Source organism: Calothrix sp. NIES-2100, from assembly GCF_963875285.1.
GTDB lineage: Bacteria > Cyanobacteriota > Cyanobacteriia > Cyanobacteriales > Nostocaceae > Aulosira.
Genome location: NZ_CAWNLA010000001.1, coordinates 184534 through 206495 on the forward strand (window position 1 = coordinate 184534; position 21962 = coordinate 206495).

Below are 21962 nucleotides of genomic sequence, written 5' to 3' on the forward strand. Positions count from 1 at the left end.
TGCCCAAACTGTAGCGGATTTTTACCCTCATGGGCATTTTGTGTGAGGATCAACTCACATCAAAAAGCGCGACGTTTTAATTTGACATCTCGCCGAAATCGTCTAAATTTGCTTGTTTAGCTGAGCAGCTATTCTTTTTTTTAAAATTTCCATGTCAACTCTCGTCATCGTCGAATCTCCGACCAAAGCTCGTACTATTCGCAACTACCTACCATCAAGCTATCGGGTGGAAGCGTCGATGGGTCATGTCCGTGACCTACCCCAATCGGCTAGCGAAATTCCCACCGCTGTCAAAGCAGAAAGATGGGCGCAGTTGGGGGTAAATGTAGACGCCGACTTTGAACCGGTGTATGTTGTCCCGAAAGACAAAAAGAAAGTTGTCACTCAGCTCAAAGATGCTCTCAAAGAGGCTGATGAGTTGATTCTGGCTACTGACGAAGACCGGGAAGGTGAGAGCATTAGTTGGCATTTATACCAGTTGCTCAAGCCCAAAGTACCGACTAAGCGGATGGTGTTTCACGAAATTACCTCCGAAGCGATCAAAAAGGCTCTGAAAAACTGCCGTAATATCGATGAGCAGTTGGTTCGCGCCCAAGAAACGCGCCGGATTTTGGATCGGTTGGTCGGTTATACCCTGTCTCCGCTGCTGTGGAAAAAAATCGCCTGGGGATTATCTGCTGGACGCGTCCAATCTGTAGCCGTGAGGCTATTGGTGACCAAGGAACGTCAACGCCGCGCCTTTCGTGAGGGTAGTTATTGGGATTTAAAAGCTTACCTAGAGCAGGAAAAATCTCCGTTTACCGCCCAGTTGGTGACCCTAGGAGGAACCAAAATAGCTAATGGCAGCGATTTTGACCCGGCGACCGGACAAATCGCGGCTGGACGCAATGTGGTTTTGCTGAGGGAAGCGGATGCAGTTGCACTCAAAGAACGCCTGACTGGTAAAACCTGGAATGTAAAAGAGGTAGAAGAACGCCCAGTGACGCGCAAACCAGCGCCACCGTTTACAACTTCGACTCTGCAACAAGAATCTAACCGGAAATTGCGCCTTTCAGCTCGAGATACGATGCGGGTAGCTCAGAATTTGTACGAGCAAGGGTATATTACCTACATGCGGACAGATTCGGTACATTTGTCTGACCAAGCGATCGCAGCTGCTCGTAGCTGTGTGGAACAACGCTATGGTAAACAATATCTCAGCCCCCAACCTCGGCAATACACCACCAAATCTAAAGGCGCACAGGAAGCACACGAAGCAATTCGTCCGGCGGGTAGCACTTTCCGCACGCCCCAAGAAACTGGTTTGGGCGGTCGAGAATTGGCTGTCTACGATTTAATTTGGAAGCGCACCGTCGCCTGTCAAATGGCTGACTCCCGCCAAACCCAAGTTACTGTGCAATTGCAAGTAGAAGATGCTGGTTTCCGTGCTTCTGGGAAAAGAATTGATTTTCCTGGCTATTTACGCGCCTATGTGGAAGGTTCCGACGATCCCGAAGCTGCATTGGAAGACCAGGAAGTAATTTTGCCAAGTTTGAAAGTAGGCGATCATCCAGATTGTCAAGAAGTGGAAGCAATTGGTCACGAAACGCAACCGCCAGCTAGGTACAGTGAAGCTACTCTGGTGAAAACCTTAGAAAGTGAAGGTATTGGTCGTCCTAGTACCTACGCCAGTATTATTGGCACAATCATCGATAAAGGTTATGCCCAATTAGTCAATAATGCTCTTGTGCCTACTTTCACGGCTTTTGCTGTGACTGACTTACTCGAAAAACACTTTCCCGATGTGGTCGATCCCAGCTTTACCTCCAAAATGGAGCAAACGCTGGATGACATCGCCACAGGAGAAGTTAACTGGCTTCCCTACTTACGGGAATTTTACCTCGGCGATAAAGGTCTAGAAACTTTAGTCAAAGAACGAGAACCCCAAATTGATGAAAAGAAAGCCAGGACGGTAGAACTAGAAAATTTACCAGCCAAAGTCCGCATCGGTAAATATGGCCCTTACATCGAAGTAGAAAATGGTGAAGGTGTGGTGACAGCTTCCATTCCCAAAGACCTAACCCCAGCCGACCTTGACCCCAAACAAGTAGAAGTACTACTGCGACAAAAAACCTCCGGGCCTGACCAACTCGGTCGCCATCCCGACACTGGTGAACCAATTTATGTCAAGATTGGCGCCTATGGCCCCTACGTCCAATTGGGTGATAAGACCGATGAAAACCCCAAACCCAAACAAGCTTCCTTACCCAAAGGTGTAACGCCAGAAAACGTCACTCTGGAAACCGCTGTGGGACTGTTAGCATTACCCCGGACATTAGGAGTGCATCCGGAAACAGGAGGAAAAATTCAAGCTAGTTTGGGGCGCTTTGGCCCTTACATTGTTCATGACCAAGGTAAGGAAGGGAAAGATTACCGTTCCCTGAAAGCTGCTGATAATGTCTTGACAGTTTCTCTAGAACGCGCATTAGAGTTGTTGGCGGAACCGAAAAAAGGACGCAATTCCAGCACTAGCAAATCCAAAGCGGCTTTGCGCGAATTGGGTACACATCCAGACGAGGGAACACCAGTCAATATCTATGATGGCCCCTATGGGCCGTACATTAAGAACGGCAAAACCAATGTCAGCATTCCCGAAGGTGAATCTGTGGAAAATATGACATTGGATAAGGCACTACAATTATTGGCAGGCAAAACTTCGTCAACCAAATCAACTCGCAAGTCCACTAAATCCACAACTTCTAAATCTAAGTCAACTTCTAAGTCAACTTCTAAGTCAACTTCTAAGACAGCGACAACCGCTAGTAAAAAAAATGATGCTGAAGATTAGTGAACGATCGCCAAATTTTTGATTCGTAGTCAGTAGGCTTTGTGCTGCAAAAGACAGGACTTAAGTCCTGTCTAGGAACTTACTCACAGAGATATTTGCCAATACCTGATATTAAACCAAGGGATAGTTTGATTGTCGTAGGATTATCAGAATGTGATACTCTAAGAAGTAAGGCAGATCACAACACAAAATTTGATAAAGTGGATCATCCCCGAAATTCGGGAGTGCGATCGCCTAATCATCAGCCAGAGGTGCGGAAGTACGCCAATTTCTGCGTAGCTGTTAGTCAAAATTGAGGTAGTATCTCAGGAGCAGTCAGTTCAATGGACTATATAGAAAAGGTACTGGAAAAGCTTAAAGAATTGGCGCGAAAGTTGATTGAAGCCCTACTAGGGCCGGAGGCTGAACCGGAACCAGAACTAATTCCGATTCCAGTAGATGATCGTTCGCGTCGTCGTTAAGAGTGAGAAAGTGCCGGACTTGACGTTGCAGCCTTTAAGTATTTTGGTGCTGCATGGGCCAAACCTGAATTTGCTAGGACAGCGAGAACCGGGAATTTACGGTTCATTTACTCTGGCTGAAATTAACCACCTGTTAGCAGCAGAAGGACTCAAACTACAGGTGGAAGTTTATCCTGTGCAGTCAAATCATGAAGGCGTTTTAGTTGATACTATTCATGAAGCCTTTGGGAAACATCAGGGAATTTTGATTAATGCTGGGGCTTACACCCATACAAGTGTGGCATTGCGGGATGCGATCGCAGGTGTGAGCTTACCAACAGTAGAAGTACATTTGAGTAACATCTACCGACGGGAAGAATTTCGCCATCATTCTTATATAGCGCCCGTAGCTATTGGGCAAATCAGTGGCTTTGGTGTCCAAAGCTACATATTAGGTTTACATGCAATAGTGCAACACTTAAGAAAAGATTAAAGTATGAAGTATGAAGAACTCAGGGTGATCAGATTTTGTATCATTCATCCTGATTTCTTCATCCTGGAAACTTCACACTTTATGTTTGATGTATGCGCTACTCTATTGTTAGTCGGTTTCGCGGGACTTTACTCGGAGCATTAATTGGGCAAAGTTTAGCCGCTAGTCATGACAAAGAATTTCAGAACTGCTGTGACATCGATGCGATCGCAGTCAGAGGTACGGAAAGTTTAATCAGACTGGGAAAATTAGATTTAGATGATTGGCGAGCGCAAAAGCCACAAGCATCTGAGAAAATTTCGCTAAAAGTGATACTGGCTACCTTACCAGTAGCACTTTTTTTTCATGAAAATCCCTTGAAATTAAGACAAAGCTTGCTCTTGGTGTTAAAAATCTGGGATGATGACCCAGTGATTCGAGATGGAACACTAGCAGTAGGTTATGCGATCACGCAAATCCTGACAGAAAAACTCCACTCCCGCACCCTGATTCCCGAGGCGATCGCCTTTATTGGTGAAACCTCAACATCTCTACCACAACAATTAATAAAAATTAATACTTTATTACAACAGGGCGCAAGTTTAGAAAGGGTGCAAATCGAATTGAGTAAAGAAGAAAAGCTCAGTAAAAGTATTGCTATGGCATTTTACTGCTTTCTGTGTACCTTGGAAGACTACCGCTTAGCAGTTTTGCGAGCTAATCAACTCAGCGATAGGTGGCGACAAGACCATAAGGGTTTATACTTACATCATATAAGTGCAATTACTGGTGCTTTATCGGGGGCATATAATAGCATTGCGGGTATTCCCGTAGGTTGGCAGATCTCATACTCGCAAGCCAATTCAGCAACCAGGGAACTGAGTAATTTTTCTTTGATGGTGGAATTAGCTGATGCACTTGTGTCTGTGTGGTCAGGGTTGTATAATCATGCCCAACATTTGGGACAGTTAAGCACAGAGGGAGATTTCATACCTGAGTCAGAAGTACCATTACCTTTATGGTCAGCTATTCCTGACGGTAATTGCTACAACTCTAATTTGCAGAGACATGTACAGCCTCCTCTATGGGTCTTTGCAGCTCCTCGTGTTATCAGGTCGCGTTAATGCTATTTCTACTGAGCAGCATTGTAGAGGAGATATCAAGTTTCAATTCTAGTCAGCAGCCAGAAAAACCCACAATTAGTAGTTCTTTATACTACAATTTCCAAAGAAACTCTTAACCTGACTCTATAGGTAGGTATTGTGGCAAATCAGCCGCAAGCAAACCCCTCCTCCGAAGTTCTGAGCAGCTTCGGTTGCTCCTGCTTGGACTTCCCCTAGGTTTGTCTTGTTTTGAGGTATCAAAGTAAGCAACTGTAGGCAGAGGTAATGAAACATCAGCGATTTTTTAATTCTTTAGCCCAGCAATTAACTCTTTGGCGGCGACAGTACAAACTACTGTGTCGTAGAGGAAAATTGCTGAGGGTGGTGAGCGATCGCAGTAGCCAAAAACGCCTGGAACAATGGCAAAAAACTCTAGTTAAGAACTTACGCCTGTATGTATCAATAACTAATGAAATTAGCCAAAAACCAGGAATAGCACTGAGGTCAATCGTCAAATCAGTTAAACCTCAGAGAGTGATAAATACAATCGGTTTAAGCTGGGTGCATCAAAATCGTTCTACTGTAATTTTGGCGATCGCAGTAGTATCCCTTACAGGTGTAATCGGGCATAAACTATATAATCAACCGCAGCTAAAACAGGGGGCGATCGCACCCCAGACAATTAAAGCTCCATACACAGACAAGATTGAAGATCCCAGAAAAACAGCAGCCCAACGCAAAGCAGTCAGTAACAATTCTCTACCAATCTTAATGGTCGATGAAAAAATCAATGAACAAATCGACCAGAATTTACAAAAACTTTTAGATGATGCTGATAAAATCCGTAACACGGCTGGAACTTTTCCTTTTCGGTCACAGATGGATATACAAATACCTAGCCAACGTTATCTCCGGGCTTGCACTCAAGGAGAATGGCAAGATATATTACAAACTTTAGAAAAGAAAAGAAAACAGCAAGCAGAACTTTTTAACCCTAAGCGCAGTTCCCAGACGGAAAAATTATTCTCATCTTTACAATCATCCACCAACCCATCTCGTCGCCAGAGCCAGTTAAAAACTAGCAGACAGACTTCTATCCCCCAGATTGCCAAAGAGTCTACAAAGCCGATTTGGGAGAATGAAAAACCAGCAAATCTCTCCTTAACATCTGACTTTTTGCAAGTAGTGACGGAACTAGAAACTTACCGAATTAGATATTCTGAAGACGGTTTGTCCTCACTGATGGACGAAATTGTGCAAGCACGCCAAAAATTCGCCCAAGCCAAAATCCAACTTCAAAAGCTAGAAACTGCTAAATCAAAAGCAGTATATGAAGCAAAGATACTCTTGGATCTGTCAGATACAGAATGGGCAAACATACAAACAGGAATCCGCCAGATTTCTGCACGCATTCTCACCCAAGGTATCCCCCAGGGTCTGCCAGCAAATACTTTAAAGGATACTGTCAGCTTACAAGTGCAGACATTAGAACCGCCAGAAGCTCAACCTTTGGCTAGCAAACTGTTGTTGGCTGTGCTGCAACCGAATTTGAAAAAAGATGAAGAAAAAACACAAAAACAGCAAAAACAGGCATCTGCTGAGGTAAAACCAGTCATGGTTGAGGTGCAGCAAAATCAGGTAATTGTCACTAAAGGAGAGAAGATTACCCAATGGCATTTTGAGGTACTGGAGTATTATCACCTGAATCGGCGAGAGATTAACTGGCCCCAGTTGCTGAAGTTGACAGGCGCAATCACAACAGCAATTGGCATTTTTGTCTATGTCGAACGGAGTCTTGTGGGTCAATTGCGACAACGCGATCGCGTGTTAATATTGCTGCTAACCCTGAGTACGCCAGGGATGGTAATGATGGGTGTGTCACATACTACCTGGAGTGCTATTGGGTTATTGTTGGGCAGTTTCTATGGCCCTAGTTTAGGAGTAACAGTTATCGGGCTACTGTTGCTAGTGCTACCCATTAGCATGGAAATCAGTAAAACTATTTTAATAGCTGGTGCAGCTGGGGGAATAGTCGGCAGTTTGATGGCCAAAAGACTGCGATCGCGCGAAGAATTGGCATTATTAGGACTGGCGATCGCCTCCACTCAGGGAGGTATTTACTTAATCCTCTCGCTTATACGAAGTCCAGTGTCTTGGTATATCATCTTCAAAGATGCAGGGTTATTTGGATTATTGGGCTTAGCATGGAGTATTGTAGCTTTGGGCTTGAGTCCTTATTTAGAAAAACTCTTTGATTTAGTCACCCCCATTCGGTTAGCAGAACTAGCCAATCCTAACCGTCCCTTATTAAAACTACTGGCGACAAATGCTCCCGGAACTTTTCAGCATACCCTATTTGTCGCCACCTTGGCGGAAGCCGCTGCCAAAAAACTGGGATGTGATGTCGAACTAGTAAGAGCCGGGACATTATACCACGACATTGGCAAAATGCACGACCCTCTCGGCTTTATTGAAAACCAAATGGGGGGACCCAATAAACATGAAACAGAAATTAATGACCCTTGGAAGAGTGCAGAGATTATCAAAAAGCACGTCTCTGAAGGATTAGTGATGGCGCGAAAACATCTCCTGCCCACAGCAATTCAAGCTTTCATTCCAGAACATCAGGGAACAATGCTGATTGCTTATTTTCATCACCAAGCGCAGCAAATGGCGCAGGAAAATCCTACTTTACAAGTAGACGACGCTGATTTTCGCTACGACGGGCCGATTCCCCAATCGCGGGAAACAGCAATTGTCATGTTAGCAGATTCTTGTGAAGCAGCCCTGCGATCGCTCAAAGATGCTTCAGCAGAACAAGCTTTAACAATGGTTAATAATATTCTCCGTGCCCGGTGGCAAGACGATCAACTTGTAGATTCAGGGCTAACCAAAGACGAAGTTGGCAAAATTGCTCACATCTTCGTAGAAGTTTGGCAGCAATTCCATCATAAACGCATTGCTTATCCCAAATTCAAGTCTAAGGGTTAGTTAATGGGCATGGGGCATGGGGCATGGGGCATTGGGCAAGAGTCAAGAGTCAAGAGTCAAAAGTCAGTTGTCCCCCTTCCCTTGTCCCTTGTCCCCCTTCCCTCATCCCTCAAACCCTGGAGCAAATTTCAAAATCCATCTCTCAAGCTTCGGATATGGATTTAGGCTGAGGTGACTGCTGGGCAAAGGGCGTGAGTTGCCCAAAGAGACCGGCTGCATAAGCATTCATGAAACCGTTGAGTTCGCTGGTGTCGCTGGCGATAAAGGGGCCTCGCTGGGCGCGTGATTGGCGTAGCGGCTCGCCTGCAAACAATATGAAGCGCGCACCCACTGCTCCAGCATTGATACGCAGGGCTTTGCCGCCCGCTTTGGTGCGAATGATATCGTCAGTACGCGCGATCGCTTCGCCCATATGGGCTTCGCCACCGAGCATGACGATGAAAGCGTTTTCATTTTCATCAAGCGTCTGGACGAAAGCGGCATCAGGCTCCAGCGTCACGTCGATCAATCGCACTGGTGTTGGTACAGTCAATGGCGATGTCAGTCCGTTGGACGCGCTCAAGACAGCACGGATCGTTGCACCATCTTTGATCAGTGTAGGTACATTATCTGCGGCAAGATGCCGCGCATCCGGCGCGATGTGGCGGTCTTGTTTAGGGAGATCGATCCAGATCTGGAACCCGCGAGCGATCGCACCGGGGCGTTCGGGCTGCTCTTCATGCAGAACGCCAGATCCTGCGGTTGTCCAATGGAGCGACCCCGGCGCGATCCGATTGCGATGGCCGATCGAGTCCTGATTGATGAAACCAATTGCGCTTTCCGGTAGGATATAGGTTGCCACCGAAAAACCTGCATGTGGATGTGGGGGAAAGGTGGGGCCTGTCATATCGTAAAGCGAAACGATGATGAAAGGGTCAATATCCTCACCAAGCTGCGCTTCGCCGACATCGCGGGTGATCAGACGTGGGCTGAGGCGATTGATATTGGCCTGGGTAATGCTGTGAATGCTGCGATCGCTCATGACGCTTGCTCCATCGAGATTGGTAAATGCTAGGCTAACTATACATACAGTCGTAGCAAAGCGTTCTCCGGTATACAGGAGAGTTCGGTAAGTACTACTCCTCTACTTATCCAACCCCTGCGCTTGATTGGTATTTCCTCCCGCATATAGAAGCAGTGGGTTTCCACACAACCCACGAAGTACTATGAATGACCTAATCTTCAACCTACATCCTACTATCGAGCTAACAGATGAGCAGTTCTTCCAAATCTGTCAAAATAATCGAGATTTGCGTATCGAACGGACGGCTGAGGGAGAATTGATTATTATGCCACCAACAGGATGGGAAAGCGGAAATCGTAATTCAAAATTAACAGCCCGGTTAGAGTTTTGGGCTGATGCTGATGGTACGGGACTAACTTTTGACTCTTCCACAGGTTTCAAACTCCCCAACGGTGCAAATCGATCGCCTGACGCATCTTGGGTGAGTCGGGAACGATTAATAGCCCTCAACCCAGATCCAGCCAAATTTTTACCAATGGCTCCGGATTTTGTGGCAGAATTACGCTCGGCTACAGACAGCCTAGAGACACTGCGACGCAAAATGCAGGAGTATATTGACAACGGCGTGCGTTTAGGTTGGCTGATTGATCCGCATAACCAAAGTGTAGAAATTTACCGCCCAGGACAGGAAGTTGAAGTTTTGCTATCGCCTCATAGCTTATCAGGAGAGGATGTACTACCTGGATTTGTGTTGGATTTAGCCCAGATTTTAAGCTAGCAATAAATAAAGTAAAGACAGTAAAAGCGATCGCACATCCATATTGGAACTATCACCTAAAAGTATCCCATGCAGCAGTCAACTCAAGGCGATAACCGCGATTTTTTCCGCCAGCTTGCAACCTTAGCGGCAATTATCGCTGCTTTCGTTATCAATGTGATATCGAACGTTTTTCCGCTGAATGGACTCAGCATTGGGCAAATTTCCAATACTTTGTTCAAAGATGTCTTAATTATTCCTGCTAACTATGCATTCGCTATTTGGGGATTAATTTATCTGGGGTTGTTTGCTTTGGGAATTTACCAATTTCTTCCCAGTCAGAAAGATGATTCAGATTTACGCAATACAGGATATCTATTAGTAATTGCCTCGATTGCTCAAAGTATTTGGGTATACCTGTTTCTCTCTCGGTTGTTTGTCCTTTCTGTTGTCGCCATGTTGTTAATTTTGCTACCGCTGATTGGTATTTATTTGCGGTTAGATATTGGCAACAGGTTTGTCTCTCAGCGCAAAAAGTGGTGTATTCACAGCCCTATAAGCATTTATCTCAGTTGGATTAGTGTAGCGACAATTGTCAATGTTGCCTGTGCTTTATATTCTCAGAATTGGAATGGATGGGGTATTTCTGCCGAAGTATGGACTGTAATTATGTTGTTGATAGCAGCTACAATTGCTGTCGTCATTGTCATCCAGCGCCGAGATATTGCTTATACGGGAGTAGCGGTGTGGGCAATTTTGGCGATCGCAATCAAGCACTGGAACAATCCTATACTGAGAAATGTGGCACTAGCTTTGGTAATTGCTCTAGTCCTGCTCAGTATAATTAAAATCATTCGTAATTAAAAAAAGTTACATAAAAGTATTGAAAAATTACAAATGACCAATGACCAATGACAAATAACAAATTAATTTCTTTGTTGCACAGGGATTTTAATGATAAACTCAGTTCCTTGACCTGGAGTTGAAAGACAATCTAATTTTCCACCATGCTTTTGAGTGATGATTTGATAGCTAATCGCCAAGCCTAAACCTGTTCCTTTACCCACAGGTTTGGTAGTAAAGAAAGGGTCAAAGATACGGTTTTTTACTTTGTCTGGGATTCCTAAGCCATTGTCTGCGATCGCAATTGTCACCCATTGTGAATCACTTAGGAAAGTCCGAATCATAATTTTATGAGGATTTTGTTTCATCTCCTGATAGGTGTAATGGCTACAAGTTTCTTCTAAAGCATCAATTGCATTTGCTAAGATATTCATCAAAACTTGATTAAGTTGTCCTGCATAGCATTCGACTAGGGGTAATTTACCATAATCACGAATTACTTCAATTGCTGGACGTTCTGGTCTATCTTTCAAGCGATATTGCAGAATCATCAGTGTACTTTCGATTCCTTCATGAATGTCCACTGCTTTAAATTCTGCTTCATCCATGCGGGAAAAGTTACGCAGTGATAGGACAATGTTACGAATCCTTTCTGCACCCATTTTCATTGAAGGTAGAAGTTTTTGTAAATCTTTAACTAAAAATTCTAAATCTATTTCTTCAGCTAGTGCTTGTACTTCTGGTTGATTCATGGAATAAATTTGCTGGTAAAGATTGAGCATCCTGAGCAAATTTTTTGTATATTCATCGAGATAATCAATATTACCATAAATAAAGTTGACTGGGTTATTGATTTCGTGAGCTACACCTGCAACCATTTGACCTAAACCAGACATTTTTTCACTTTGGATAAGTTGGATTTGGGCTGCTTGTAAATCTTTTAAAGTTTGCTGAAGTTTAATTTCTGCTTGTCGGCGTTCAGAGATTTCATCTAATAACTCTATTTTGGTATTTCGTAATGATAAATGAACGTTGACACGGGCTAGTACTTCTTCAACTTGAATTGGTTTTGTGATGTAGTCTACTGCACCTAAATGTAATCCTTTAACTTTATTTTCGACTTCACTTAAAGCAGTCATAAAAATTATAGGAATTTCTTTGGTGCTTTCGTTAGACTTGAGACGATGACAAGTTTCAAAGCCATCAATTCCTGGCATCATCACATCTAATAAAATTAAGTCTGGTTGAATAGAAGGCACTTTCTCTAGTGCCATTTCACCACTTTTAACTACAGAAACTTGAAAACCAGAATTATGTAGAATCTCAAACAAAACACGAATATTATTTGTATTGTCATCGACAACCAAAATAGAGTTTGTTTTAATAAGTGGCATAATAATTTTTAAGATTTTCCAACATGTGTTTCAATTAACTCAGCAATTGCTTCAATTTCAAATTCGTCAACCAGGGCTAATATCTTATTGGCAAAAGCAGCATACTTTCGATCTAAATTTTTGATGCGATTAGTTTCTGTTTGGATATTTGCAACATCACAAATTTGTACAGCTTTCTGCAAGGCGATAAGTTCCGCTTGCGTTGGAACTTGCATTTTTACTAATACCTCTGAAGTTTCTTGGTGGTTGTTATTTAATGCTGTTTCCTCTTCGTAATTCCAAATTAATCGCAAATGATTTTGTAGTTGCCAAAATAACTCTTCCATTTGTATTGGTTTAGGAAGAAAATCATTGCAACCAGCATTTAGCGCTTCTTGGCGATGGAAGTTAAACACACTTGCAGAGGATACTATAACAATTGTATTTTTTAGCTCAGGTTTTTGGCGCAGTTCTTTAGTCATTGTCAAACCATCCATCAGCGGCATTTTTAAGTCAGTGATAATTACATCTGGCTGACATTCAATTGCTTTATTTAATCCCTCTTGGCCGTTATAAGCTTCAAAAATTTCAAATCCGACAGCTTCTAATAAAGTCGCCAGCACTGAACAATTTTCCCAACGATCATCAACAATTAATATTTTCCGTTTGTGACCTTGAAAGCCAATAATGGTTCTTTTTTGCGGAATGGTTTGGTTTAATGTCCTTTCTTCCGCTTCAGCTAAATCTAAATCAAACCAGAAAATACTACCCTTCTCTGGATGACTTTTTACCTCTATTTTGCTACCCATGAGGGCAATAATCTTTTGACTAATAGCTAATCCTAAACCTGTACCTTCTGCTTGCTTTTGTGTATTACCAACTTGTTCAAAGGGCAAGAAAATTTTTGTTAGTTGTTCTGGGGACATGCCCACACCTGTATCTTTAATTTGAAAGCGAACACGAGTAATTCTAGATTTCAGTTGCCAATTTCCAGCTTTTATGACCTCTACTTGAAACTTTACTCCGCCGCGATCGGTAAACTTGATGGCATTACCTAAAAGGTTAATCAAAACTTGCCGTAAACGTTTATCATCGGCATGAATAATATTAGGAAGCTTTGGACTAGGTTGATATATGAAGCCAATTCCTTTCTGTTGTGCCCGAATTTGACAAATTTCTACTACCTCTTGGAGAAACTTATGAAAATTAAAATCCTGTGGTTGGATTTCCATTTTTCGGGCTTCGATTTTGGAGAGATCGAGGATGTCATTAATTAATGTGAGCAGGTGAGAACCACACTGATAAATTATGTCAATCCCTTTACGTTCTTTAGCTGTGAAAATTTGGGAACGTTGGAGAATTTGCGCGTAACCCAAAATACCGTTGAGTGGGCTACGAAGTTCGTGACTCATGTTTGCTAGAAATTCACTTTTGGCTTGATTAGCACTATCAGCAGCAAGTTTAGCTTCTTGAAGTTCAGCAGTGCGTTCTTCTACCCGGTGTTCTAATTCGTCTTTTGCTTTTCTGAGGTGTCTTTCTGCTCTCCTATTTTCCTGAACGACGGCACAAATTACGAAAATCGTTAAAGCAACAACGCAAATAAAAGATTGCAGCAGCAGCAAAGACTCATTTATTGATTGTCTGACAAATGATCCGTAACCATGACTAGTGCCGTAAACTGCGATCGCAGTTACGATAGTCATCAGCAGTGTAGCTTCTCGTTGTCCAAATCTAAAGGCTGACCAAATCAACGGTGGAATCAGCATATATTCCACAGGATACCCACCAGAGAAGGCAATCCAACTGATTCCAATGAGCGATAGCAACAATATTATTAACTCACTAATCTGTTGCCAATTTAATTGTGTCTGTTGTTCAGGTTTCTCAAACCATGTGACGATTGCTGGGACGATAATCAACACACTGGCAATGGAACCAGGATACCAAATTCGCCATGCTTCTTTATAAGCTGCCCACGGTGTAATTCCATCTAGACATTGGACGCTTACCCCAAGAGTAGCACCTACTAAAGGAGCAACCAAAATCAGCCCCAGAAATTTAAATACATCGCCAGAGCGGTTGAGCAAATGATGATGTTTGATAAAGTGTTTAATCAGAAAGGCGTTGATTAATGGCTCAATTACACCGACAATAGAACCAAGAATGCCGAGCCAAGGATTTTTATAAAACAGTAAAATATTGATAATTAATTCACTGACAAATATCCCCGGTAAAACACGATATCCCAGCAGCAAAATACTCGCTACATAAACCCCAGAAGAAGGCCAAATAGGTGTGACACCATTGTCATATGACATCGATGCTGCTAATTTGGCCAGACAAAAGTGAACGATCGGAATTGCGATCGCAGCTATCAATACTGTCCGATCTAGAATCAATGGGAATTTTCTCTGGGTAGAACCTGGTTGCATCGCTTTTTTGTGCTTGTTAACTCCACGAGCAAACATCAACAGATACAATACTTAATTCAGCAATGACCTGATGTGGAAGTGACAGATGGTAGCATTAACTACTTACTTCACCTCAGCCTCATGTTCATTTTTCCCAAAAGTTCTACCCTAATAACTTGTTAGTTGTCAGTTGTCAGTTGTCAGTTGTCATTTGTCCTTTGTCCTCCTTGTCTCCCCGAAGTTCTGTTCGTCGAAGACGTTGGCGTTCGCGCAGCGTCTCCGTTAGGAGAAGCCAGACGCTCGTACCTCGCTACCGCTGCGCTAACGCCGGACGCCGGCGCTCAGACTTCTCTTCTTGTCCCCCTTCCCTCCCTCATTCCCCAAAGTCCCAGCACTTCAAATCCCAACCAAAACCGGCTACCGCCACAGCAGCAGCATAATTATTGGCAGGTACTAATTCTAGTAGGCTCCAGTCTTGATCTGTCTGTAACTTAGCTCGTTCTGTGGGAGTGAGAGAAATTTCAATTTGCTCTAACTGCGCTATGCCCTCACCTGTGGCTTTTAAGTAAGCTTCTTTACAAGTCCAATAACGGAAAAATACTGAAGATTTTTGTGCGGGAGGAAGCGATCGCACTAACTCGTATTCTCTCGGTAAAAAGAACCGTTGCGCCAGGGATTCCAAGTCTGACATCGGACGAATGTATTCTAAGTCTATCCCTACTTGCCGATTTTTACTCACTGCACACAAAGCTAAATTCTGGGAGTGCGATAAATTAAACGTTATTCCACTGTCGGCAAATTTACTCGCTAAGAATGGTTTCCCACGAGGTTCATAATCAAATTGCACTTCTTGGGGAGGAAGACCCAAGTAAGCACTTAATATTGTCCGCAAGCTACCACGCCCAGCAATGAAACGTTGACGATGTTCTGGAAAATAGAATCTTTGCGCACGCGCCGATTCATCGCTAGAGAGGGTTGTTGCGAATTGTTGCACCTTTGCTTCTGGTTGGTTGAGGTTTATACGCCAAACATGGACATCGTTCGGTAACAAAATTAAATCTACGGGTGCAGGTAGCCATAAATACTGAGATGAATTCATTAATGGAGGAGGCTAGGGGGGCAGAGGGGCAGAGGGGGAAAAGGGGCAGGGGGGCAGGGGAGATGAGGGAGTGTGGGGAGTTTTCTTCTCCATCTCCCCTCTCCCCCCCATCTCCCCCATCTCTTCCCCATGCCCTTTCACAATGTTCTGACACTTAGCACTTGTGGTGGTGTGGAATCTGGTGGATAGATTAAATCTACTTGTACCATGCGTTTAGTTCCAGGTGGCAGCGTTACTTGTAATAATGGTTCTAAAACTTGGCCTGTTCTGTGCCATAAATGCACATAGCGGGTTTTTTGTTGACCTTGGTCATCGGTATAGCGCAGCCGCACTGTACCACGGAAAAAGGGAAAATCTAAGGATGGTTTGCGAAAGCGGAGACCACCTTGGGATAATTTATTTTCTTTTAACGGTGTTTCTAATGTCACCGTGACTTTCTGGGTTTCTTTAGTGGTATTACTTAAGGGTAAGCTGAGATTATATTCCACCCCATAATTACCGTGGGCTTCATAGGCTGTATCTGGATAGCGTACTAACATCTTTGCGGTTTGGATTTGTCCGCTACCTAGTTGACCACCGCGTAAGGTGTCTATGGCATAAGAAATTGCTTTACCACGCTGGGGAATGGTGAGCAGTCCGTTGCGGGGGTTCCCCCCGTTGAAGGAACTGCGAACCCGGAGGGTGAGAGTTTGGGCTTTGGCGTTATCTGTAAGTAGGGCTTGCCACTGAGAACCCCCAGATACACCTGCTACACGTCCATAAATCAACGCACCGCCTGTAGCATTGGGGGGAGTAGGAGTTTTATCTCTTGGGCCTGCAAAGTTGCCATTATTGAGTAAAGATTGCCATTCTGCTAAAGTGGGAGGGCGATCGCTACCATCTGGGTTTTTCTTCGCAAACATTGCCAAACTAGCTGCATAAACTTTACTACTACTGCGCAGCCGCATAAAACTAGACCGACCATTGACAGGCTTTTCCAGATTTTTTACCGGAATGGGATGATTTAGCAATAATCGGTTTTGTCCTGGCGGGATAATCAATTTTGCGGGGAAATCAGCTTGACGAACTCCCCGCAACACATCACTCACAGCACGCGCACCAGGCCCGGAGTAAGTTTTACCATCATTATTTTCGATGTAGGGTGCTAAGGTGACAAAAGGCGCATCCTGTAATAAATAACTCGCTGCTTGTAGAACATCCACTGTCACAGGTTGCTTACCAGGATTGTGCAAAATTACACCCACATAGAGAGTCTGTAAATCTTTAGGAGTGTGGGTATAGTGGTGGGCAAATAAATCAAAGCGTCCCTCAAAGGGAAAATTAAGATGTGCGGCGGGGACTTTTTTACCGTTTGGGGGAAATGTAGAAAGTAAAATACCTTCATTTTTCACCCATTCTGGGCTATTGCTGTTAAATACAGGTATATTATCAAGCGATCCTGGTAAAGCACGTACTTCTCCCGCTTGCACAATTTCTTGCGGTGCTGGCGTGGGTGAAGTTTGGGCAACTACTTTAGAATTATCAGTGTTTCCGTTTGACTGAAAAGTTCCAGATCTCAAGGTTTGAGATAGAGCAACTCCTAATAAAAATAAGCATATAAGTGTCAGTAATTGATATTGAGGCTTACGCGCTGGCATAAATGTTTATTTTCCCAGGAACTGTGATTTTTAGGATGACCAATTGTAACTACAAGTTCCTGGGAGAATATTTCTTATACCATGACCGAAGAAAGGCAAGGGGCAGCGGTTAGAGTTCGCAGCAGTTGAATCTCGACTACGCAGTAGTTGAAACTCACCAACCAGGGGGAAGGGAAGAATTTATTTATGCAGATTTTCCTGTTCCCTGTTAATTAGTTTTGATTGACTCGCTCAAGTAGCCAAAGTGAAGATACAGTACCAACAAAATGAGCCGCAATTCCATTGATATTTGCCAGCGCTACAAACACATCAAGGGCGCGGATAATTTTATAAGGATCGGTGATGGCTACTCCTGGAGGCTGGGAGATAGATTTTGCTACTAACACTCCTACCGTTGAACCAGCACCTAAAATAGTTAACAGTATGCCGATTAAAGCGGCAATAATTCCCAACCGAATTACTTTAACTGTATCTGCTTTACTAGGATGAAGTGCTGGATTGGGATTTCCTAAGCGCTTACCGATGCGAGTGTAACGAAAATCCCAATAAACGCTAAATAATAGGACGATAATTCCGGATGCAGCCCAAAACATCCCTACTCCAAGACCTGCATTTGGTTGATCCGCAAAGCCTCGACCAGTAGCAGCAAATAACAAAGCCAAAAAAGAAACCACAGCCATTCCCAACTGTAACCAAAAGGTAATCCAGCCTGTAAGGCGAATATTATTAGCGATTCCTTGAACTTCTGATGCTAGCGAACGCATTTCTGATTGAGTTTGCATATTGCTTTCCATCTGATTAGCTCCGGCTGTAATCATCAAGAATATGTCTACTAGCTTGCTTAATACCCCCATCCCCAGACGGAATCACTACCACATCCACGGAAAGACAATTGCCAATATAGGCATAAAACGTGAAAATATTCAAAAACTGAAGGCAAGTAATCAAACTCAAGGATGATGAGATAACACAGCTAAATTGCCAATATTAGACTTGAATATGTGAAATTTAAATAGTTGCTAGCGATCGCAAAGGATAGGGCGGCATGATTAAATCTTGGATGGTAATTGGGGGTGTAGCTTTCGTAGTTGCTCTAGCAGCTAATTTTATTACACCAAGCGATCGCAAGTGGTTTGAGCGATTGCAAAGGCCTAGATGGTTAACTTTTGAAGCAGCAATTCCGATTATCTGGACTGTAATTTTTATTTGCGGTGCTTGGTCAGCTTATATTATTTGGGAAAAAAACCCAGGAACCAACGCCACTTGGTTAATCATGGCTTTATACATACTTCTAGAGATTGTGACTATTGCCTATACGCCTGTAATGTTTCGCCTCCGTAGTCTAAAAATAGGTACGATTATTGGCGGTACAGGCTTCATTATCGGTTTATTATTAACACTTGCAGTCTTGAGTACTTCTGGTTGGGCAGCGCTGTTATTAGTTCCCTACTTGCTTTGGAGTCCCATCGGTACTTATACTACCTGGCAGATGCTTCACCTCAATCCCCAAGCCGCCTAGTGAGGACGCAGGGGCATGAGGGAGTGTGGGGAGAAATGACTTCTGCCCAATGCCCCATGCCCAATGCCCCATTAGCTTTCTGCTCTAAAAGTTGTAATTATTGGTTTTTGCGGTTACTTTGAAGGAGAAACTGTCGCCTTTTTTCCTGCTGACGTACTCTTTTTTCTTCCGTAAGGTTATCAAAACAGTAGGGGCAAGAAACACCTGACTCATACTGAGGTGAAGCCTTATCTGCCGCAGAAATCGGGCGACCACAACTTTGACACATATCATAGCTACCTGCTTCCAAGCCGTGACGGACAGCAACTCGTTCATCAAAGACAAAACATTCCCCTTCCCACAAGCTTTCTTCGGCAGGAACTTCTTCTAAATATTTGAGAATGCCGCCTTTGAGGTGATACACTTGGGCAAAGCCTTGAGAGATCATAAAAGATGAGGCTTTTTCGCAGCGGATACCGCCAGTACAAAACATCGCTATCTTTTTGTGTTTACTGGGGTCAAGGGTCTGGCGAACAAAATCGGGAAACTCACGAAATGAGTGAGTTTGAGGATTTTGTGCATTCTTGAAAGTACCGATAACCACCTCATAATCGTTGCGGGTGTCAATCACAACCACTTCTGGGTCAGAAATTAACTCATTCCATTCTTGAGGAGTGACATAAGTACCAACCTGTTGATTGGGGTCAACTTCGGGCAATCCTAAAGTCACAATTTCTGATTTTAACCGCACCTTCATCCGCTCAAACGGCAGAGTTTCCGTATAAGACTCTTTGTGTTCTAAGTCGGCTAAACGCGGATCGCCACGCATAAATTCCAGAACTGAGTCCACAGCCTGACGGGAACCGACAATTGTACCGTTAATGCCTTCTTGTGCTAACAGAATTGTGCCCTTAATACCTTGCTGTTGACAGTAAGACAACAAAGGGTCTCGCTTTTCGGCAAAATCTGGCAAACTGACGAATTTATAAAGTGTTGCCACAACTAGGGGATTTTCTTGTTTCATTCCTTTGCCAATGGAACCATATATAAGTTACAATAGTAGAGGTATGTTAATTACCTCATTTTTTATTTTACGGGGGTTTAGCTCAGTTGGTAGAGCGCCTGCTTTGCAAGCAGGATGTCAGCGGTTCGAGTCCGCTAACCTCCATTAAATCTGAAGTCTAGTGAAGTTCAGCTAAAAAATCTCAGTTGGGTCTACATCTGACAATTTACCGACAGCGATCGCACCTACGCTCAACAAGCACCCCTGAGTTGTGATGTCGCATCTGTAGCCACCAAGTCAGCAAAGATGTGGCAAGACTTACTCAGTCAGGAGCGCTACCAATTCCAATAAGCGATCGCCGCAGTACAAAAGGAAGACCAAGATACAGCAGGCACTTGTGTTGGGATAGCTACCAAGTTTTTACATAAAGCTGGAGCAATAATCGATACTCAACTGTTGACGGTTGGGTTGTGTTAATTGCAGGCTCGTTTTCCATAGCTACATTAGTGACTTCAGTTTCAGGATTTCAAAGCCGATTAGTTTTAGCAGTCTGGCGCTTGACTATTATATAACTTTATGGTTATATAGTTTTAGTGTAACAAGGGTAACTTGCTGCGCGATATTTAACCAATACATTCGCACTCATTGAACAATGACAACAATTCTAGAAAAGCGCAGAAACGCTGGTTTATGGGATCGATTTTGTAACTGGGTAACCAGTACTGAAAATCGGCTTTATGTGGGTTGGTTTGGAGCGATCATGATTCCCACAGCCTTGACTGCGGCGATTGTTTTTGTGTTGGCGTTTGTTGCTGCGCCTCCCGTAGATGTAGATGGGATTCGGGAGCCTGTAACTGGTTCACTTCTCTATGGCAATAACATCATCACTGCGACTGTAGTGCCTACTTCAGCAGCGATTGGCTTGCACTTATACCCCATTTGGGAAGCCGCTTCTTTAGATGAATGGCTTTACAATGGTGGCCCTTACGAGATGATTATTTTCCACTTTCTGATTGCTGTCTATGCCTATATGGGTCGGCAATGGGAACTCAGCTATCGCTTAGGGATGCGTCCTTGGATTCCTGTAGCATTTTCTGCACCTGCGGCGGCAGCAACAGCTGTATTGTTGATCTATCCGATTGGGCAAGGCAGTTTTTCCGATGGGATGATGCTTGGGATTTCCGGAACCTTCAACTTTATGATTGTGTTCTCACCAGAACATAACATTCTGATGCATCCGTTTCATATGCTGGGGGTAATGGGAGTTTTTGGAGGTGCTTTATTTTCGGCAATGCACGGCTCTCTAGTTACTTCTACTTTGGTTCGGGAAACAACAGAAGTAGAATCTGCAAATACTGGATACCAGTTTGGTCAAGAAGAAGAAACCTACAACATCATAGCGGCACATGGTTACTTTGGGCGGTTAATCTTCCAATATGCCAGCTTTAATAACTCCCGTGCGTTGCATTTCTTCCTCGCTGCTTGGCCTGTAATTGGTATTTGGTTTGCAGCACTTGGTGTTAGCACCATGTCATTTAACTTGAATGGCTTCAATTTCAACAACTCTGTGTTGGATAGCGAAGGACGGACAATTCCCACCTGGGCTGATCTACTCAATAGAGCCAACCTAGGGATTGAAGTCATGCATGAGCGTAATGCGCACAACTTCCCCTTAGATTTAGCATTTGATGACCCTAAAGCGATCGCTCTCACCGCACCAACCATCGCCAGCTAGTTGGCAATTTCCAAGTCTCTCCTCTGTTTGATACTGATCAGCACCCTATTTGTGAGGGTGCTTTTTTGTTAAAAAACTGCTGTATTGCTGCGCATAGCTTTCAGGCTTTCTGCCTGCTGTAAAATGCGATCGCTAATTCGATTACAAGCTATCTCACAAAGTTCAAAAATCATCGGATCAGTAATCTCGTAAAAAGCACTAGTCCCTTTGGGCTGACGAGATAAAACCCCAGCCTGAGTTAATACTTTCAGATGCTTAGATAGATTTGCCTGTCCCAAACCAGTTGCATCTGCAATTTCCATCACATTCATCGGGCCTGACTTGAGACAGATCAAAATCTGTAGCCGACTCACCTCTGATAGCACCTTGAAATACTCAGCCACCGCTGCAATCACTACTGGTTCAGTCTGGAATGGTTTTGTTTTTAGCATACGTAGTTTTAATCTTTAGCACAAAAATAGTCTATTAATTTTCAGTATATTAATATTCTCTGTACACGCCGCTACCTTTAATTTAGGGACTGAGGCTGAGGCTTCGTGGAAATCGAGTTTCGACTCCGCTCAACTACCGGGAAGTTGAGATTCAGCCTAACAGGCATGGGGTTATTTTTCCATCATTAGCTGTCTGGTCAAAGCTAGTCAAGTTTTTTCGAGATATTCTTTGTCGTTTAACAGTCTCTCCACAGATGGAAGCAAAGCCTATTCCTGTGACAGAAGTTTTGCACTCACTTCATAGTTACCTTTGTCATCAGAAATAAACATAAATCGAAC

18 protein-coding genes and 1 tRNA gene are annotated in these 21962 nt (G+C 43.6%); 11 read left to right on the top strand and 8 right to left on the bottom strand.

Annotation, left to right across the window (positions count from 1 at the left end; all coding sequences use genetic code 11):
- The first annotated feature begins 151 nt into the window (after nucleotides 1-151).
- The 6 genes from topA to AACU32_RS00875 all read left to right on the top strand — a co-directional run bounded on the left by topA (nucleotide 152) and on the right by AACU32_RS00875 (nucleotide 7833).
- Nucleotides 152-2827: a type I DNA topoisomerase gene (gene topA / locus AACU32_RS00850; RefSeq protein WP_096596961.1), complete on the top strand. Its 2676-nt coding sequence runs from the start codon at nucleotides 152-154 to the stop codon at nucleotides 2825-2827.
- 95 nt (nucleotides 2828-2922) lie between these two features.
- Nucleotides 2923-3123: a hypothetical protein gene (locus AACU32_RS00855; RefSeq protein WP_339377387.1), complete on the top strand. Its 201-nt coding sequence runs from the start codon at nucleotides 2923-2925 to the stop codon at nucleotides 3121-3123.
- A gap of 27 nt (nucleotides 3124-3150) precedes the next feature.
- Entirely contained in the window at nucleotides 3151-3288 is a 138-nt protein-coding gene (locus tag AACU32_RS00860) for a hypothetical protein (protein ID WP_009459292.1), read from the top strand.
- On the top strand, nucleotides 3266-3760 hold the full coding sequence (aroQ, locus tag AACU32_RS00865; protein ID WP_096596963.1) for a type II 3-dehydroquinate dehydratase: 495 nt from the start codon (nucleotides 3266-3268) through the stop codon (nucleotides 3758-3760). The genes AACU32_RS00860 and aroQ overlap by 23 nt, the downstream gene beginning before the upstream one ends.
- A 92-nt stretch (nucleotides 3761-3852) precedes the next feature.
- A complete protein-coding gene (locus AACU32_RS00870; RefSeq protein ID WP_096596965.1) occupies nucleotides 3853-4863 on the top strand; it encodes an ADP-ribosylglycohydrolase family protein in 1011 nt (336 codons plus the stop codon).
- 264 nt (nucleotides 4864-5127) lie between these two features.
- Nucleotides 5128-7833: an HD family phosphohydrolase gene (locus AACU32_RS00875; RefSeq protein ID WP_096596967.1), complete on the top strand. Its 2706-nt coding sequence runs from the start codon at nucleotides 5128-5130 to the stop codon at nucleotides 7831-7833.
- A gap of 142 nt (nucleotides 7834-7975) precedes the next feature.
- On the opposite strand, the gene AACU32_RS00880 is transcribed toward AACU32_RS00875, so the two are convergent.
- Nucleotides 7976-8854 (bottom strand): pirin family protein, encoded by an 879-nt coding sequence (locus AACU32_RS00880; RefSeq protein WP_096596969.1) that lies wholly within the window; start codon nucleotides 8852-8854, stop codon nucleotides 7976-7978.
- A 184-nt stretch (nucleotides 8855-9038) separates the two neighbouring features.
- On the opposite strand from AACU32_RS00880, the gene AACU32_RS00885 reads away from it, so the two are divergent.
- Both AACU32_RS00885 and AACU32_RS00890 read left to right on the top strand, forming a co-directional pair.
- The gene (locus tag AACU32_RS00885; RefSeq protein WP_096596971.1) at nucleotides 9039-9614 is read left to right on the top strand and encodes a Uma2 family endonuclease; all 576 of its coding nucleotides are present in this window, start codon (nucleotides 9039-9041) and stop codon (nucleotides 9612-9614) included.
- A gap of 69 nt (nucleotides 9615-9683) precedes the next feature.
- Nucleotides 9684-10457, top strand: coding sequence for a hypothetical protein (locus tag AACU32_RS00890; RefSeq protein WP_096596973.1), 774 nt, complete (start codon nucleotides 9684-9686; stop codon nucleotides 10455-10457).
- A 62-nt stretch (nucleotides 10458-10519) separates the two neighbouring features.
- On the opposite strand, the gene AACU32_RS00895 is transcribed toward AACU32_RS00890, so the two are convergent.
- From AACU32_RS00895 to AACU32_RS00915, 5 genes are all read right to left on the bottom strand, one after another.
- On the bottom strand, nucleotides 10520-11830 hold the full coding sequence (locus AACU32_RS00895; RefSeq protein WP_096596975.1) for a hybrid sensor histidine kinase/response regulator: 1311 nt from the start codon (nucleotides 11828-11830) through the stop codon (nucleotides 10520-10522).
- Between the two features lie 8 nt (nucleotides 11831-11838).
- Nucleotides 11839-14241: an MASE1 domain-containing protein gene (locus tag AACU32_RS00900; RefSeq protein ID WP_096607804.1), complete on the bottom strand. Its 2403-nt coding sequence runs from the start codon at nucleotides 14239-14241 to the stop codon at nucleotides 11839-11841.
- A 352-nt stretch (nucleotides 14242-14593) separates the two neighbouring features.
- Nucleotides 14594-15319 (bottom strand): 4'-phosphopantetheinyl transferase HetI, encoded by a 726-nt coding sequence (gene hetI / locus AACU32_RS00905; protein ID WP_096596977.1) that lies wholly within the window; start codon nucleotides 15317-15319, stop codon nucleotides 14594-14596.
- Between the two features lie 137 nt (nucleotides 15320-15456).
- Nucleotides 15457-16956, bottom strand: coding sequence for a DUF3370 domain-containing protein (locus tag AACU32_RS00910; RefSeq protein ID WP_096596979.1), 1500 nt, complete (start codon nucleotides 16954-16956; stop codon nucleotides 15457-15459).
- A gap of 212 nt (nucleotides 16957-17168) precedes the next feature.
- The gene (locus AACU32_RS00915) at nucleotides 17169-17738 is read right to left on the bottom strand and encodes a DUF3611 family protein (RefSeq protein ID WP_096607805.1); all 570 of its coding nucleotides are present in this window, start codon (nucleotides 17736-17738) and stop codon (nucleotides 17169-17171) included.
- A 263-nt stretch (nucleotides 17739-18001) separates the two neighbouring features.
- On the opposite strand from AACU32_RS00915, the gene AACU32_RS00920 reads away from it, so the two are divergent.
- A complete protein-coding gene (locus tag AACU32_RS00920; protein ID WP_096596981.1) occupies nucleotides 18002-18475 on the top strand; it encodes a TspO/MBR family protein in 474 nt (157 codons plus the stop codon).
- Between the two features lie 97 nt (nucleotides 18476-18572).
- Here AACU32_RS00920 and trhO read toward each other — a convergent pair whose 3' ends face one another.
- A complete protein-coding gene (gene trhO, locus AACU32_RS00925; protein WP_096596982.1) occupies nucleotides 18573-19478 on the bottom strand; it encodes an oxygen-dependent tRNA uridine(34) hydroxylase TrhO in 906 nt (301 codons plus the stop codon).
- Nucleotides 19479-19549: 71 nt separating this feature from the next.
- On the opposite strand from trhO, the gene AACU32_RS00930 reads away from it, so the two are divergent.
- Nucleotides 19550-19622, top strand: a tRNA-Ala gene (locus AACU32_RS00930).
- A 487-nt stretch (nucleotides 19623-20109) separates the two neighbouring features.
- On the top strand, nucleotides 20110-21192 hold the full coding sequence (gene psbA, locus AACU32_RS00935) for a photosystem II q(b) protein (protein ID WP_096596984.1): 1083 nt from the start codon (nucleotides 20110-20112) through the stop codon (nucleotides 21190-21192).
- A 68-nt stretch (nucleotides 21193-21260) separates the two neighbouring features.
- Here the strand turns inward: psbA and AACU32_RS00940 are convergent, their stop codons facing one another.
- Nucleotides 21261-21623, bottom strand: coding sequence for an ArsR/SmtB family transcription factor (locus AACU32_RS00940; RefSeq protein WP_096596986.1), 363 nt, complete (start codon nucleotides 21621-21623; stop codon nucleotides 21261-21263).
- Between the last annotated feature and the right edge of the window lie 339 nt (nucleotides 21624-21962).